This is a genomic window from Rathayibacter sp. VKM Ac-2856 (assembly GCF_013205055.1).
GTDB lineage: Bacteria > Actinomycetota > Actinomycetes > Actinomycetales > Microbacteriaceae > Rathayibacter.
The window spans coordinates 393576-408160 of the sequence record NZ_JABMLF010000004.1 but is presented as its reverse complement, the minus strand read 5'-3'; the positions used below and the strand labels follow the sequence as shown (position 1 = coordinate 408160).

Here is a 14585-nt window from a genome sequence, read left to right as displayed (position 1 = left end):
AGAGAGCCTAAGCGACGCCCGCCCGGCCGCGGGGGCCGCCCGCCCGCGCGATCAACCCAGGAGGAGGGACACGGCGATGAGCACGGGCACCGCCGTGACGGTGGTCACGAGGGCCGTGTCGCGCGCCACGGCGACCCCGCGGTCGTAGCGCGAGGCGAAGTTGAAGATGTTCTGCGCGGTCGGCAGCGCGGCCGTCACCGTCACCGCGAAGAGGTGCTCGGCGTCGAGCGCGAAGGCGAAGCGGCCGAGCAGGTAGGCGGTCGCGGGCATCACCAGGGTCTTCAGCAGCGAGGCGACGGCGACCTCGATCCGACCGGGCCCCGGCTCGAGCGGGCGCTGGCCGCGCAGCGACATGCCGAACGCCATCAGCACCAGCGGGATCGACGCGTTGCCGATGATCGAGAAGGGCTCGAGCAGCGGCGCCGGCAGCTGCACCCCGGTGACCGAGACGACGAGGCCGAGCGCCGAGGCGATGATCATCGGGTTCCGCAGCGGCTGGGTGAGGATGCTCCCGACCGAGGCGCGCCCGCTCGTCGTGATGTCGAGCACCGTGAGGATGGTCGGCGCGAGCAGGAGCAGCTGCAGGAGCAGGGTCGGCGCGACCCACTGCGGGTCGCCGAGCACGTAGATCGCGACCGGCAGGCCGATGTTGTTGGCGTTCACGTAGGAGGAGGAGGCGGTGCCGATCACCGTCTCCGGCACGGGCCGGCGGAAGAACAGCCGCGACGCGAGCAGGTAGAGCACCGCCACGATCGCCACCGAGGTGAGGGAGACCAGGAGGAACGAGGAGAACAGCACGGTCACGTCGGCGCGGGCGAGCACGGTGAAGAGGAGCGCCGGCGTGGTGACGAAGAATGCGATGCGGGTCAGGACGGCGCGGCCCTCGGGCGGGACCAGCCCGAAGCGGGCGATCAGGTAGCCGACCGCGATGACGGTCCCGATGATCGCGAAGCCGGTGAGCACTCCCTCCACGGCGTCCTCCGTCTCGTCGGCGGAGCCTGGCGGCTCGCGGGCTGGATCCTCGGCGCGGGTCGGCGCACCGCCTCCAGCCTAGGAGGCGCTGATCGTTGCTCCGCCGCGGGGCCGGGCCTACGGTGGGCGCATGCCGCATCTCGAGGTCCTCGGAGCGACCCTGCACTGGGAGGCGGACGGCCACGCCTCCGCTCCCGCCCTCCTGCTCGTGCACGCGGGCATCACCGATCTGCGGATGTGGGATCCGCTCGTCCCGGCGCTCGCGGAGGACCACCTCGTGATCCGGTACGACACCCGCGGCTTCGGTGGGACCAGGACGGACGACGTCGAGTTCGATCCGAGGAAGGACGCGCTCGACGTGCTCGAGCACCTCGGCGTCGAGCGCGCGACGGTGATCGGCTGCTCGCGCGGCGGCTCGCTCGTGCTCGACCTGACCCTCGAGCACCCGGACCGCGTCGCCGGCCTGGTGCTGATCGCCCCCGGCGTCGGCGGCTTCCCCTACCCCGACCTGACGGAGGAGGAGGACCGCCGCTTCGACGAAATCGACGCGGTGCTGACCAGCGGCGACCACGAGCGCGTCGCGCGGATGGAGGCGGAGCTGTGGGCGGTCGGCCCCGACCGCGACCCCGCCTCGCTCGATCCCGCCTTCGTCGAGACGGTGCGCGAGCTCGCCCGCGGACGCTCCGGCCACGAGGCGGAGAAGCCCCGGCCGATCGCGATCGAGCCGCCGGCGTACGACCGCGTCGTCGACATCGCCGTGCCGACGCTCGTCACGGTCGGCGCGCACGACGTCTCCGAGTCGTTCCCGGTGCACGAGTACCTCGCGGCGACGGTTCCGGGCGCCGAGGCCCACGTCTTCGAGGACGCCGCGCACCTGCCCAGCGCCGAGCACCCCGAGGAGTTCCTCGCCGTGCTGCGGCCCTGGCTGGCGGCCCACGGCCTCTGATCCGGGCCCGTCAGCAGCCCGTCGGCGACGAGCTCCGCCGGCTCGACCCCGGCGCGCGTGCAGATCATCAGTCAGGAGTCGTCCTCATCGCCCATCAGCGATGAGAAGTCGTGCCGGCTGATGTTCTGCGGCCGGAGCCGCGCGCAACGTCAGCTGAGAAGGGGGTCCCTCCTCCGACAGGGGACGCCCTGTGCTCTCAGCTGACGTTGTGCGAGCCGACGTGTGGGGCGACGACGGCGATCCTCGGCGGGACCGGGCGCTACGGCGCGCCTTCATGCTGGTCGAACAGCCCCGCAGGGGCGTATCGAGACCCATCGACCTCGGCACGCCCGCTCCGCCCGCTGCTCGATCAGCATGATCGGCCAGCGCGGGACACCTGCTCGGAGGTTCGGGAGTTCATGCTGGTCGAGTAGCGCGCAGCGCGTATCGAGACCCCACGCCTGCAGAACGGTGGATCTCGGTGCACCCGCTCCACGGGCTGCTCGATCAGCGTGAGGGGCCCAGGGGCGCCGTCAGCGGTTCTTGAAGTAGCGGAACAGGTGCCTCTCGCGCGTCGTCAGCACGCCGAGGAGGACGCCCGTCACCGCGCCCAGCAGGGCGACGGCCGGCGCGCGGAGGCCCTGGACGAGGGTCGCGCCCGCGTCGAGGGGCGGGCCCGTGCTCGAGAAGAACAGGGCCACGGCGAGGCCCGCCGCGACGATCGGGATCAGCCACCCGAGCGACTCCAGCAGCAGGATCGCCAGCAGCTCGACGCGGTGGATCCGCGAGTGCAGGGCCGAGGCGAGCTCCACGCGGCGCAGGGCCGTCGCCGCCCAGCACGCCGCGAGCGCGAGCAGGCCCCCGAGCGGCACTGCGGCCACGGTGATCCGCTCGGCGTTGCGGGCACCGCCGTCGAAGGCCGTGCCGAGACGTGCGTTCAGCGGTGCGAGCGCGGGCGGCGGCTCGTCCGGGGCGGTCTCGCCGAGCAGCACGGTGGTGAGGAGGAGGGCGCGGACGCCCTCGCTCTGCGGCCAGGCGTCGATCCAGCACTCGTCGAAGGGCCGCTCGCCGGCCGGGGCGCCCGCCAGGGCCGCGTAGCCGAAGCCGCGTCGGCGCCCGTCGTCCGGGTAGTCGTAGTCGCCGCGGATCACGACGGAGCCGCCGTCGGCGAGCGCGAGGTCGCCGCCGCGCCCGAGGGCGTCCGAGGCCTCAGGGCCGAGGACCACGCCGGTCCCGGGCCTCGCCGCTGAGCGGAGGATCCCGGGGACGCCGGCGGTGACCTCGAAGAGCGGGATCGGCGAGCGGGGCAGCGCGGCCGCGACGAGATCGGCGGCCGCGGTGCGGATCGCTCCCGCCGCCCGCACCGTCGCCGAGTCGGCGAGCGCCGCGCAGGCCTCCCCGTCGATCCGGCCGGGCGCCGCGAGGGTCTGCACGGAGGCGCCTGCCCGCTGGTACGCCTCCGCCTCCCGCACGTGCTGCCGCGTCACCGCGAGGTCGGCGATCTGGATCGGCAGGGCGACGAGGAGGACGCACGCGCAGAGCAGCAGCGCCCGCGAGGCGCCGGTCGAGACGTTGCGCCAGGCCTCCCGAACCAGGGTCGACAGCCTCACTCGCCGCCTCCGAAGGAGTGGAGGGCGAGGTCGAGCGACGCCGTGCAGGAGTCGCGGGTGCCGTGATCATGCGTCGCGACGACGATGGCGCAGTCCGGCGTCGCGGCCTCGGCGATCGCCCGGTTCACGGTCTGCGCCGTCCGCTGGTCGAGCTGGGCCGTCGGCTCGTCGATGAGGAGGAGGGTGGGGCGCGCCGCGAGGGCCCGTGCCAGCATCAGCCGCTGGGCCTCGCCTCCCGAGAGCTCGCGGAAAGCGCGGTCGGCCGCGTGCCCGAGCTCGAACCGGTCGAGGAGGGCGGCCGCCGACCGATCGGCCTCGGCGCCGGAGACCCCGCCGGCCAGGAACGGCAGGGCGACGTGATCGAGCGCCGACCGCCGGGCGACGCCGTGCGGATTCTGGAACACCCAGCCGATCCGCTCGCGAGCGCCCCGCTCGACGCCGCCCTCGGCCGGCTGCACCCAGCCCGCGAGCAGCGCGAGCAGCGTGCTCTTGCCGGATCCCGACGGGCCGACGACGGCGCGGGTCTCGCCGACCCGGAAGTCCGCGTCGACCCCGCGGAAGAGCCAGGAGCCGCCGTCGAACCGGTGCCCGAGCCCGTGCACCCTCACCCGCAGCTCCGCGCCTCGGGCAGGACCGCGACCGAGGCCGGCTCTTCACCGTCGGGGAAGACGACCGCCGTCCGGCCGAGCTCGGAGGAGACGACCTCGACGCGAGCCGGGGAGCCGTCGGCCAGGACGCAGCCGTGCACGCCCTCGAGCGCGACGAGCGCGGACGGCGGGACGACGCCGACCCGGACGGGAGCCGCGAGCTCGGAGGTGGCGCGGACGCTCGTCGTCCCCTCCGTGGCGAGCGCCGACCGGGCGGACACCGTGGCCGCGAACGATCGCAGATCCGCCTCAGCGGTGACCGCGCCCTCCGGGGAGAGCGCCAGCACCGCGTCGTCCACGAGAAGCCGCCGCTCACCCGGCAGCGCGTCCGTCGGCACGGACCCGAGACGCAGCGCCGCGATCCCGCCGGAGACGACGGCCACGGTGCTCCCCGGCTCGACCGGGCCGCCGACCGAGAGCCCGCAGGACGCCGTGGTGACCGTCGGTGCGGGGATCCAGAGCAGCCGCGACCGCGGGATCGACGTGAGCCGCTCCTCCTCCCCCGACGCCTCCTCGAGCAGGTGCTCGAGGGCGCGGATCGAGCCGTCGCCGAGGATCCCGTCGGCGACCAGCGGTGCGCCGAGGCGGATCAGCTCCTCCTGCAGCGCGCGCACGTCGGAACCGGTGTCGCCCTTCACGAGGTCGCGCCAGAGCGGCGTCGCCGTCGCGAGGGACAGCACCGGCGCGCCGTCGACGGCGAGGGCCGACGAGCCCGACGAGAACGATCCGCCCGCCCGGCAGGAGGAGGCGGTCAGCAGTCCCGCCACCGCGGAGACGAGGGACACGTCCGGCGCGCGCTCGAACCCGACCTCGACCTGACGAGGATCGACGAACTCCTCGAACGGGACGGGAACCGTCTCCGGACCGGACGACTCCGCCAGGCTCGCGGGCACCGTCGGCGTCACCAGCAGCAGGGCGGTCCCCGCGCCGCCCGCCGCGAGCAGCACCGCGACGACGACGCCGAGCGAGAGGCGAGCGGCCCGCGACGGCCTCATGCCCGGACCGGCTCAGCCATCGATGAGCCCCAGCGGATCGTCGGAGCACTCCTCGTACTCGCCCTTGCGGTCGGCGGGGACCGACGCGGGCAGCGACGACACCGCGTTCTCGCGCGTCCAGTCCTCCGCCGTGTAGTCGGCGCCGACCAGCCCCGTCCGATGCAGGCAGTCGACCATGATCGACGCCTCGTCCACGTTCTCCGGATTCCGGTTGATCCACGTATAGAGAGCGCCGATGGTCCGCTCGCCCGACTCGACTCCGCAGTCGTCGGTGACCTGCCGAGTCGTGTCGGGGTCGACGGGCGAGAGTGGCGTGGCGGAGTAGGAGCCGTCGCGTCCGAAACCGGAGAAGTCGTACCCCGCGGCCTCGAGGCAGCCCGAGAAGCGGTCGGTCATCTCCGAGTACTCCTGGTCGGTGATCTCGCCGTCAGCGAGAACGCCACGCTCGAAGTCCGACACAGCGTCGTCGAAGTGCGAGCGGAACTCCGCCGCCCAGGGGCCGGCGAACGCCGGTCCGTTGACGGCGGCAGCCGGAGCATCGGGGCTCGACTGTGCGCATCCCCCGAGCAGAGCCGTCAGAGCGACTAGGACGGGCGCGACCATCGCCGCGCGATATCGACACATCGGTTGCTATCGGACGTCGTAATACCAGTGGTTGGTTCTGGTGTTGTAGTTCGAAGCCTGCTCGGGAGCCTTCGCCCATTCGCCCCTCTTGATCCAGCCGGAGGTCTTCAGCGAGCCATCGTGCTTGATAGTGCTCGCTTTGTGTTCTTTCGAATCGTGCAGGTACTCGGAGTAGAGGTACGGGGTGCTCGAGTACTCGCGGATGCCGTACTCCCACGTACCGCCCTCCGGGTGATCCGTCGTGGCGCTGGCACTGATCGCGCCTGCTCCGACCAAGGCGGCGACCGCACCGGCGGTCACCAGGACTCGTAGTGCGGATCGCTTGATCTTCGTGTTCATGAGGCTGGTCCTCTCCGCCCTCTCGGCCAGGCCCGAAGGGATCTCGGAGCCAGGACGAGCGGAGGGGACGATCCTCGGCCCGCACGGCGACACTATTCGAGATATCCTCGACACACCTCGCTGGACGTACAACGTCGCATCCGATCGACGCCGCGCACTAGCTGGAGCGAGTCAGCCGCGTCGATACCCAGTCGTCGTAGAGCGCGAAAAGCCAGGGCCGACCGAGATCGAGCCGCCCGCCTGCGGCCCGAAGAGTTCCTCTCGGTGCTGCGCCCGCGGCCGGCGACCCACAGCCTCCGACGCGAGCGGCGTCAGCGATCCGCACCGGCGGCAGCGGGCGCGACGGCGCACCGGGATGCTGGTCGAGTAGCCCCGCAGGGGCGTATCGAGACCCGGCGTCCTCAGCAGGCCGGTTCTGCAGACTCGACTTCTGACGCTGGTGGATCTCGATACGCCCGCTGCGCGGGCTACTCGATCAGCAAGGACGGGCCCAGCGCGGCCGAGACGCGTGAACATCCCGGCACCCCGCTGGTCGCGGAGCACGCAGGGAACGGGCGCGACGGCGCGCGATTCGGTCGCGGAGCTCGCAGGGAACGGGCGCGACAGCGCGCGATCATGCTGGTCGAGTAGCGCGAAGCGCGTATCGAGACCCCGCGCTCTGCAGGAGGGTGGATCTCGATACGCCCGCTGTGCGGGCTACTCGATCAGCATGGTCGGCCAGCGCCGGGAGCGGGGCGCGCCGCCGCTAGGCCACGTCCGCCAGGTCGAAGGCCCAGTCGGCGTAGAGGGCCGGCGGGTCGCCCGCCTCCACGACGTCGACGCGGTCGAAGCCGGCCTCCACGCAGATCGCGCTGTCCTCAGCGTCGTCCGCGGGGACGTACGCGTGCACGAAGCGCGGCATCGGGAACGCCGCCGCCTCCGCGAGGAGCAGGCGCACCGACCGTGCGACGACGCCCCGATCACGGGCGGCGGGAGCGATGCTCCAGCCCGTCTCGTAGGCAATGACGCCACGCGAGTGGCCGTACCAATAGCCGATGGAGCCGACGCAGTGCCCGTCGAGCTCGATCGCGTAGAAGAACCCGCTCCCCTCGGCCCAACCGCGCAGGTAGCGGTCGTGCCGGTCGAGGAACTCGCCTTCGGTCTCGAGACCGTCGTCCGACTCCGCGAGGTCGCTGCGGAGTGCGGTGACGTCCGCCTGCGGCCAGGGCAGGAGGCGGAGGGTCTCGGACTGCTGATCGATGCTGACTGTTCTGTGGTCGCTTCCGGGTTCGGGTCCCGTCACGCGATCCGATCCTTTCTCTCAGGATGGACCGACGTCCGTGCCGCTCCGCCAGGGTGTTCGGAGCTGCAGGTCGATCGGATGGCCGCAGGGTGGGGGCGGCCGTGATGTCCGCACCATCTTCGACCCCCAGGGCGGGTCACGGCGGGAACCCAGTGAATCTAGCCCCGGAAGGGGGGTCCTACCTGCGAAAAGGCTGGTCGCGGGCTGAAATCACCGACGGTCACCCCCGCCGATCCGGCGAAGAGGGGCCTTTCCGGCGGAGACGTGCGCGCCGATCGCCGACCTCGCGGATTCGCTCCGGCCCCACGCAAGAAAAGCGCGCGCCACGGCCCATACGCTCGGAGACGGGCCGCATCCGGTCCGCACCACCCGGTTATACGAGCGTGAGGAGGATCACCATGTCGCAATTCGTGCAGAGCACCGTCGTCGGAGAACCCGAGGTCGTCGAGGACCGCATCGAGACCTCCCGCGACTGGCTCCGCCTCAAGGCCGCCGCGACCGCGCTGCAGCCGCTGCAGGCGCAGGACGGCTCGCTGGCAGATCCGGACCGCCTCGACGAGGCCCGCGCCGAGATCGAGCAGCTCGTGGACGCCGTCCGCGCCCTCGCACCCGCCTTCCCGCACGACGCGGCCTACCTCGAGGCGCTCGTCCTCGACTTCGAGCGCTGGAGCGCGGAGGGCCTCGGCGTTCCCGACTTCCTCGACTCGCTCCAGGCGTTCCAGCCGCAGCTCGACCGCATCGACGGGCTGCGCCACCTCGTGGTCTTCCCGATGCTCACGCAGAACGGCAGCCGCGACCGCCACGTCGAGGCCGTGCTGGTCGAGGTCGTCTGGCCGCGCTTCGTCGCCGAGCTCGAGGCGGGCGACTACTCGAACGCGCTGTTCGTGCCGGTCCGCTTCGTCGACTTCACCGCGGGCTACGACACGGACAGCGCCGTGCTCTTCCCCGAGACCGTCGCGATGCGCGCCGTCCCCGCCTTCACCTGGGGCGCGATCTTCGCCGACCGCGAGGCCGCGCGCTTCCGCCGCGTCGTCTCGGCGGCGGCGGAGATCACCCGGCTGGAGCTGCCGGCGGACGCCCGGCGGATGCTCGAGGACCAGCACACCGCGGAGGAGGCCTTCGTGATGTGGGACCTCATCCACGACCGCACGCACATGCGCGGCGACCTGCCGTTCGATCCGTTCATGATCAAGCAGCGGATGCCGTTCTTCCTCTACTCCCTCGAGGAGCTGCGCTGCGATCTGACCGCGTTCCGCGAGTCGGTGGCGATCGAGCGGCGCCTGGCCGGGCAGGAGCGTCGGGACGCCGACGAGGACGCGCTCGCCGCCCGGGCGCGCTCCGTGCAGTACGCGATCCTGTTCGACCGGCTCTTCCGCTTCCCGCTGACCGGCTCGCGCGTGCGCAACTACGACGGGCTCGGCGGCCAGCTGCTCTTCGCCTGGCTGCACCAGCACGGCGTGCTGCACTGGACGGACACCCGCCTCGCCTTCGAGTGGGACAGCGTCGCGGACGTCGTCGTCGCCCTGTCGGACGCCATCGACGAGCTCTACTGGCGCTCGATCGACCGGCCGAAGACGGCGCACTGGCTCGCCGCGCACGCGCTCGTGGCCGCGACGGTCACGCCGCACCCCGCCTCCGCCTGGGCGCGCGGACTGCCGGACGAGGTGCTCCTGGGCGCCCCGCGAGGACTCACCGACGCGGTGCTGGACGACGAGTTCCCGCTGTCGATGTTCTACGAGGCCCTCGGCAAGAAGATGGGCGACGTGATCGCGTCGACCGCCGGCATCACCGGCCGCGACTGACGTGGCGGTGCCCCGGCAGCGGGTCCCACCACGCTGATCGAGCGGGTCCGCTGAGCGGGTCCCGCCAGCTGATCGAGCAACCCCGCGCAGCGGGTCCCACCATGCTGATCGAGTAGCCCGCGGAGCGGGCGTATCGAGATCCACCGTCCGTGCACCGGGTCTCGATACGCCGCCTCCGGCGGCTACTCGACCAGCATGGGCGCCGACCAGCATGGAACGAGCACCGTGCGGCTGCTCGACGACCGAGGGAGGAGCGTCATCGTGCGTCTCTTGCGGCGGCCTGCCCGACCGTCGTCGGTTAGCGTGGGGCGCATGCCCTCAGGCGCCGTCACTGCCGACCCGTTCGACGCGGGCTGGACGCGGCGACCCCCGACCCGCGCGGCCTACGTCCGCGACACCGTCGCCGCCGGGGTCCTCCTGGGCGCGACCCTCCTCTCCGTCGCCCTCTACACGTCCGCGGGCTTCACCGACGCCGCCCACCCCGCCGTGAGCACGCTCTGGGCGCTCACGATGACCCTTCCGCTCGCCCTGCGCCGGCGCTTCCCGGCGTCCGTGGCGGTCGCGCTCAGCGCCGTCTACGCACTCGGGCTGATCCTGCAGGTGCCGGAGTCGCTGTTCAACCAGATCTGCCTCTTCCTCGCGCTCTACACGGTCGGGGCCTGGTGCCGGGATCGGCGCCTGGCGCTCGTCGTGCGCACGGTCATCGCGGTCGGCATGCTCGGCTGGCTGCTCGTCACCCTCGCCACCGGAGCCCCGGTGAGCAGCCCGCTCCCGGCCGAGGAGTCCGCGGGACTGCTCCCGCCCTACGTGGCCGAGTCGGCGCTGGCCGTGGTCGCGAACCTCCTCTACTTCGGCAGCGCCTACGTCTTCGGCGACGCGTCCTGGCAGTCGGCGCGCCGGCTCGAGGCGCTCGAGTCGCGCACGGCCGAGCTCGACGACGAGCGCGACCGCTCCTCCCGCCAGGCGGTGACGTCCGAGCGGCTGCGCATCGCCCGCGAGCTGCACGACGTCGTCGCGCACCACGTCAGCGTGATGGGCGTGCAGGCGGGCGCGGCGCGGCGGGTGCTCGCGCGCGATCCGGCGCGGGCGGCGACGGCGCTCAGCGCGATCGAGAACGACGCGCGCTCGGCGATCGAGGAGCTGCACCGCATCCTGATCGCCCTCCGCGCCGAGGACTCGGCCGTCGATCCGCTGACCGACGCCGCCTCGACCCGCGGTGCCGGGCAGCTGGAGGAGCTGGTGGCCGCCGCCGCCGACTCCGGCGTCCCCGCGGTGTTCCGCACGATCGGCGAGCCCCGCGAGATCCCCGCGACCGTCGGGCTCAGCCTCTACCGGATCGCGCAGGAGTCGCTCACGAACGTGCGCAAGCACGCGGGCCGCGGCGCGAGCGCCGAGGTGCGCCTGCGCTACCTCGACGACGCGGTCGAGCTCGAGATCGCCGACGACGGCGGGGAGGGCGCGCATCCCGTCGCGGCGACGTCCTGCGGACTCGGGCACACCGGCATGAGCGAGCGCGCGGCGGCCGTGGGCGGCACGGTCGAGGTCGGTCCGAGCGGCGCGGGCTACCTCGTGCGCGCCCGCGTCCCCCTCACGAGCGTCCGCGTGATCGCCGGGGAGCCGGTAGCGTCGTCCGAGGTGTCGTGGGGGCGCCGGGAGCGAGCGAGCGGGGAGCGCGCATGACGGCCGAGGTCCGAGTGCTGCTCGTCGACGATCAGGAGCTCGTGCGCGCCGGTTTCCGCACCATCCTCGAGTCCGAGCCCGGGATCGTCGTCGTCGGCGAGGCCCGCACGGGGATCGAGGCGATCGACCGGGCCTCGGAGCTCTGCCCCGACGTCATCTGCATGGACGTGCAGATGCCCGGCATGGACGGCCTGGCCGCCACTCGCGAGATCGTCAAGGACCCGCGGCTGTGCTCCAGCGTCCTCATCCTGACCACCTTCGACCGCGACGACTACCTCTTCGAGGCGCTGTCCTCCGGAGCGAGCGGATTCCTGCTGAAGAACGCGTCGCCGGAGGAGCTCGTCGAGGCCGTCCAGGTCGTGGCGCGCGGCGACGCGATGCTCGCACCCGACGTCACCCGCCGCGTGCTGGAGCGCTTCGCGACGGCGCCGGCGCGTCCCGACGTCCACCCCGGCATCGACGAGCTGACCGACCGCGAGCGCGAGGTGCTGGTGCACCTGGCGCGCGGCTCGTCCAACGCCGAGATCGCCGCCGAGCTCTACGTCGGCGAGGCCACGGTGAAGACCCACGTGTCGAAGATCCTGATGAAGCTGCGCGTCCGCGACCGGATCCAGGCCGTCGTCTTCGCCTACGAGCACGGGATCGCGGTGCCCGGGCGCTCCTGACCGATCAGGTCCGCGACCGCGTCCGATCGTGCCCGCTGCCGCTGCTCGCGCGCCCGTTCGGGCGTCAGCGCCGGGGCTGCGCCGGGGCCGGACGTGGCGGGATACGACGGACGAACTCCATGCGGATGTCGGGGACGATCTTCCGGTCGAGCACGACGGTCATGTAGCGGCCGTCGACGCGGGCGCCGATCGCGACCACGTCGGGGTCGGTGTCGACGCGGTAGCCGCGCAGCGCCTCGCCGTCGACGATCACCGGCACGCCGCGCACGACGTCCTCGTCGCGGAGCGCGGCGGCGACCACCGGCATGCCGCCCCGGCGGGTGCGGACGCGGCCGGGGAAGGTGTTGCGGAGCACGTCGCCCATGTGCGCGGCCAGGCGCGACTCGAGCGGGCGGCTGCGCTCGGCGGGGATCGGCACGGAGGTGCGGACCGCCTCCCACAGCACGGGATAGCGCATCCGCGTGACCTGATCGACCATCCACGGCGGGAGGTGGTCGTTCTCGGCGCGCTCGATCGCGCGCTTCTGCTCGGGGGTGAGCGGGACGTGGTTGACCGGGTCGGCCCGATTGCGCGGATTCTTGAAGAACGAGTACGAGAGGGAGATCTCGACGAAGCGCCCGAGCGCCATGGTCTGCGCCGCCGCGAACTCCTCGAGACGGGGCTGCGGGGCGAAGGCGAGGACGGGATCGCCGAAGCGTGCCGCGATCTCGTCCACCCCGGGAGGAGCGGGCATGTCGCGGACAGCCCCCGAAGTGTCCATGCGCATACGACAAGAGTGGCCTGCCTCCCACCCGATACCAACTTCTTGACGGCAATCGGCCTGCAGGAGATCGTGCGTTCACATGTTGGAAACACAGGAGGGACGGGCGCACGCCACCAGGATCGGCCTGCGGCGGGCTGCGAGGATGGAGGCATGAGCGCTCTGCACGACCCCGACCTCCGCGGCTTCGCCTCCGACAACTACTCCGGCGTGCACGAGGAGGTGCTCGCCGCGATCGCCGCCGCGAACGGCGCGCACCAGGTCGCCTACGGCGAGGACGTCTACACCGCGGAGCTGCAGCGCGTCTTCCGCCGCGAGTTCGGCGAGCAGGCCGAGGCCTTCCCCGTCTTCAACGGCACCGGGGCGAACGTCACCGGTCTGCAGTCGATGCTGCCCCGCTGGGGCGCGGTCGTCTCGGCCGGCACAGCGCACATCAACTCCGACGAGGGCGGGGCGCCCGAGAAGGTCGGCGGCATCAAGATCCTCACCGTCGAGAGCCCGGACGGGAAGCTCACGCCCGCGCTCGTCGACCAGCAGGCCTGGGGCTTCGGCGACGAGCACCGCGCCCAGCCGCTGGTCGTGTCGATCACGCAGTCGACGGAGCTCGGCACGGTCTACACCCCGGAGGAGGTGCGCGCCCTGGCCGACCAGGCCCACGAACGGGGGATGCGCCTGCACATGGACGGCGCCCGGATCGCGAACGCCGGCGCGGCCCTCGGACTGCCGCTGCGCGCCTTCACCACCGACGCCGGAGTCGACGTGCTGTCCTTCGGCGGCACCAAGAACGGCATGCTGCTCGGCGAGGCGATCGTCGTGCTCGACCCCGAGGCGTCCAGCGGGCTGACGTTTCTCCGCAAGACCAACATGCAGCTCTCCTCCAAGATGCGCTTCCTCTCCGCGCAGCTGCTCGCGATGCTCGGCGGGGACGGCGAGGCGGAGCCGCTCTGGCTGCGCTCGGCGCGGCACGCGAACGCGATGGCGGCGCGGCTGCGCTCGCAGCTGGACGAGGCGGTGGCCGCGGGGCGGATCACCGGGCTCGCCTTCACGCAGCCGACGCAGGCGAACGCGGTCTTCGCGACCCTGCCCGAGGGGGTCGCCGACCGGCTCCGCGCCGCCTACCGCTTCTACGACTGGAACCCGGCGACGGGCGAGGTGCGCTGGGTCTGCTCGTTCGACATGGCCGAGGACGACATCGACGCCTTCACGGCGGCGATCGAGCGCGAGCTGGCCGCGTGAGGGCGCGCGCCGTCGGGGCGGGGGCGGCGCTGCTCGTCGCGCTGGGGCTGCTCGCGGGCTGCTCGGCGGCCGAGCCGGAGGGCGAGGGGACGGCGAGCGCGACGGCGTCGGCTTCGGCTTCGGCTTCGGCCGACGCCTCTCCGAGCCCGACCCGCTCGTCGGCCGCGCGGCTCGATTGCGACGCCCTGCTGCCCGTCTCGCGCGCCTCGAGCGCGCTCGGGGTCGCCGCCGGCTCGCTGGAGGGGACGCGGGACGAGGCGGTGCGCTCCTCGGCCGAGCTGATCCGCGAGTCCGCGCAGGAGAACGGCGGGCTGCTGACCTGCGCCTGGTACCAGGAGGACGGCACGGCGTCGATCACCGCGTCCGCCGCCGAGGACGCGGCCGACGCGTTCGCCGCGGCCGGCCTCTCGGCGAGGACGCGGCTGGCGACCGACGTCGAGGCCTGGAGCTCCTGCTCGGTCGAGGTGTGCTCCGTCGATCTGCTGACCGGAACGACCTGGGTGACGCTCGCGCTGACCGGCTCACCTGCCGATACGGACCTCGCCGCACTGGCGACCGTCACCGCCGCGGTCGCCGTCGGGCGGCTCGACGAGCCCGTCACCGCGACCGCGCCGGTCTGCGCCGATCTGCTGACCGGCGAGCAGCTGGCGACGGCCGCGGGTCTCGTCGACGCGACGCCGGGGAGCGGGACCGAGGGCGTCGCTCCCTCGACCGCCTCCGCCGCGGCCGCGGCCCGCGCAGGCTACGCCTCGTGCACCTGGACCGACGCGACGAGCAGCAGCTACGCCGGGCTGACTGTCGACGCGCTGCCGAACGGCGAGGACGGCTGGCGGAACCTGTCGCTGACGACGGGGCTCGCCGTGCCGCTCACGCCTCTCGACGGCCTCGGCGACAAGGCCCTCTCCGGCTGCGGCGGCGGCTCGTGCGAGATCGACGTGCTGGCCGACGACGTCTGGTGGCGCGTGCTCGTCACGGGCGACGCCGCCCGCGCCGAGTCCGTGGCCCGCACGCTCCTCGCCGGCTGACGCCTCTCCCCCCTCCGCGAGAT

Annotated in this window: 14 protein-coding genes; 6 read left to right on the top strand and 8 right to left on the bottom strand. The window is 73.0% G+C overall.

Annotated elements, in window-relative coordinates:
* Positions 1–51: 51 nt before the first annotated feature.
* Positions 52–972: an AEC family transporter gene (locus tag HQQ82_RS14835; RefSeq protein WP_173234526.1), complete on the bottom strand. Its 921-nt coding sequence runs from the start codon at positions 970–972 to the stop codon at positions 52–54.
* Positions 973–1102: 130 nt separating this feature from the next.
* On the opposite strand from HQQ82_RS14835, the gene HQQ82_RS14830 reads away from it, so the two are divergent.
* Positions 1103–1918: an alpha/beta fold hydrolase gene (locus HQQ82_RS14830; protein ID WP_173234524.1), complete on the top strand. Its 816-nt coding sequence runs from the start codon at positions 1103–1105 to the stop codon at positions 1916–1918.
* Positions 1919–2430: 512 nt separating this feature from the next.
* Here the strand turns inward: HQQ82_RS14830 and HQQ82_RS14825 are convergent.
* The 6 genes from HQQ82_RS14825 to HQQ82_RS14800 all read right to left on the bottom strand — a co-directional run bounded on the left by HQQ82_RS14825 (position 2431) and on the right by HQQ82_RS14800 (position 7394).
* Entirely contained in the window at positions 2431–3507 is a 1077-nt protein-coding gene (locus tag HQQ82_RS14825; RefSeq protein WP_173234522.1) for a hypothetical protein, read from the bottom strand.
* A complete protein-coding gene (locus HQQ82_RS14820; RefSeq protein ID WP_367947947.1) occupies positions 3504–4115 on the bottom strand; it encodes an ABC transporter ATP-binding protein in 612 nt (203 codons plus the stop codon). The genes HQQ82_RS14825 and HQQ82_RS14820 overlap by 4 nt, the downstream gene beginning before the upstream one ends.
* Positions 4112–5149: a peptidoglycan-binding protein gene (locus HQQ82_RS14815; RefSeq protein ID WP_173234520.1), complete on the bottom strand. Its 1038-nt coding sequence runs from the start codon at positions 5147–5149 to the stop codon at positions 4112–4114. The genes HQQ82_RS14820 and HQQ82_RS14815 overlap by 4 nt, the downstream gene beginning before the upstream one ends.
* 12 nt (positions 5150–5161) lie before the next feature.
* Positions 5162–5752, bottom strand: coding sequence for a hypothetical protein (locus HQQ82_RS14810; RefSeq protein WP_173234518.1), 591 nt, complete (start codon positions 5750–5752; stop codon positions 5162–5164).
* A 27-nt stretch (positions 5753–5779) separates the two neighbouring features.
* On the bottom strand, positions 5780–6112 hold the full coding sequence (locus HQQ82_RS14805) for a lactococcin 972 family bacteriocin (RefSeq protein ID WP_173234516.1): 333 nt from the start codon (positions 6110–6112) through the stop codon (positions 5780–5782).
* Between the two features lie 745 nt (positions 6113–6857).
* Positions 6858–7394, bottom strand: a complete 537-nt coding sequence (locus tag HQQ82_RS14800) for a GNAT family N-acetyltransferase (protein ID WP_173234514.1) — start codon at positions 7392–7394, stop codon at positions 6858–6860.
* A gap of 398 nt (positions 7395–7792) precedes the next feature.
* Between HQQ82_RS14800 and HQQ82_RS14795 the strand changes: the two genes are divergently transcribed.
* The 3 genes from HQQ82_RS14795 to HQQ82_RS14785 all read left to right on the top strand — a co-directional run bounded on the left by HQQ82_RS14795 (position 7793) and on the right by HQQ82_RS14785 (position 11541).
* The gene (locus HQQ82_RS14795; RefSeq protein ID WP_173234512.1) at positions 7793–9196 is read left to right on the top strand and encodes a DUF6421 family protein; all 1404 of its coding nucleotides are present in this window, start codon (positions 7793–7795) and stop codon (positions 9194–9196) included.
* Positions 9197–9508: 312 nt separating this feature from the next.
* On the top strand, positions 9509–10876 hold the full coding sequence (locus HQQ82_RS14790) for a sensor histidine kinase (RefSeq protein WP_173234510.1): 1368 nt from the start codon (positions 9509–9511) through the stop codon (positions 10874–10876).
* On the top strand, positions 10873–11541 hold the full coding sequence (locus tag HQQ82_RS14785; protein WP_173234508.1) for a response regulator transcription factor: 669 nt from the start codon (positions 10873–10875) through the stop codon (positions 11539–11541). The genes HQQ82_RS14790 and HQQ82_RS14785 overlap by 4 nt, the downstream gene beginning before the upstream one ends.
* Before the next feature lie 64 nt (positions 11542–11605).
* Here HQQ82_RS14785 and HQQ82_RS14780 read toward each other — a convergent pair whose 3' ends face one another.
* Entirely contained in the window at positions 11606–12301 is a 696-nt protein-coding gene (locus HQQ82_RS14780) for a hypothetical protein (RefSeq protein ID WP_173234506.1), read from the bottom strand.
* A gap of 153 nt (positions 12302–12454) precedes the next feature.
* Between HQQ82_RS14780 and HQQ82_RS14775 the strand changes: the two genes are divergently transcribed.
* Together HQQ82_RS14775 and HQQ82_RS14770 are read left to right on the top strand one after the other, a co-directional pair.
* Positions 12455–13537, top strand: coding sequence for a low specificity L-threonine aldolase (locus HQQ82_RS14775; protein ID WP_173234504.1), 1083 nt, complete (start codon positions 12455–12457; stop codon positions 13535–13537).
* On the top strand, positions 13534–14562 hold the full coding sequence (locus tag HQQ82_RS14770; protein WP_173234502.1) for a hypothetical protein: 1029 nt from the start codon (positions 13534–13536) through the stop codon (positions 14560–14562). Before HQQ82_RS14775 ends, HQQ82_RS14770 begins: the two co-directional genes overlap by 4 nt.
* The last annotated feature ends 23 nt before the right edge of the window (positions 14563–14585 follow it).

What these genes read in the sequence shown, in the direction of transcription:
- HQQ82_RS14830 (WP_173234524.1), top strand. Translation starts at nt 1,103, where the DNA reads ATGCCGCATCTCGAGGTCCTCGGAGCGACCCTGCACTGGGAGGCGGAC.
- HQQ82_RS14815 (WP_173234520.1), bottom strand. Translation starts at nt 5,149, where the DNA reads ATGAGGCCGTCGCGGGCCGCTCGCCTCTCGCTCGGCGTCGTCGTCGCG.
- HQQ82_RS14810 (WP_173234518.1), bottom strand. Translation starts at nt 5,752, where the DNA reads ATGGTCGCGCCCGTCCTAGTCGCTCTGACGGCTCTGCTCGGGGGATGC.
- HQQ82_RS14805 (WP_173234516.1), bottom strand. Translation starts at nt 6,112, where the DNA reads ATGAACACGAAGATCAAGCGATCCGCACTACGAGTCCTGGTGACCGCC.
- HQQ82_RS14795 (WP_173234512.1), top strand. Translation starts at nt 7,793, where the DNA reads ATGTCGCAATTCGTGCAGAGCACCGTCGTCGGAGAACCCGAGGTCGTC.
- HQQ82_RS14790 (WP_173234510.1), top strand. Translation starts at nt 9,509, where the DNA reads ATGCCCTCAGGCGCCGTCACTGCCGACCCGTTCGACGCGGGCTGGACG.
- HQQ82_RS14785 (WP_173234508.1), top strand. Translation starts at nt 10,873, where the DNA reads ATGACGGCCGAGGTCCGAGTGCTGCTCGTCGACGATCAGGAGCTCGTG.
- HQQ82_RS14780 (WP_173234506.1), bottom strand. Translation starts at nt 12,301, where the DNA reads ATGGACACTTCGGGGGCTGTCCGCGACATGCCCGCTCCTCCCGGGGTG.
- HQQ82_RS14775 (WP_173234504.1), top strand. Translation starts at nt 12,455, where the DNA reads ATGAGCGCTCTGCACGACCCCGACCTCCGCGGCTTCGCCTCCGACAAC.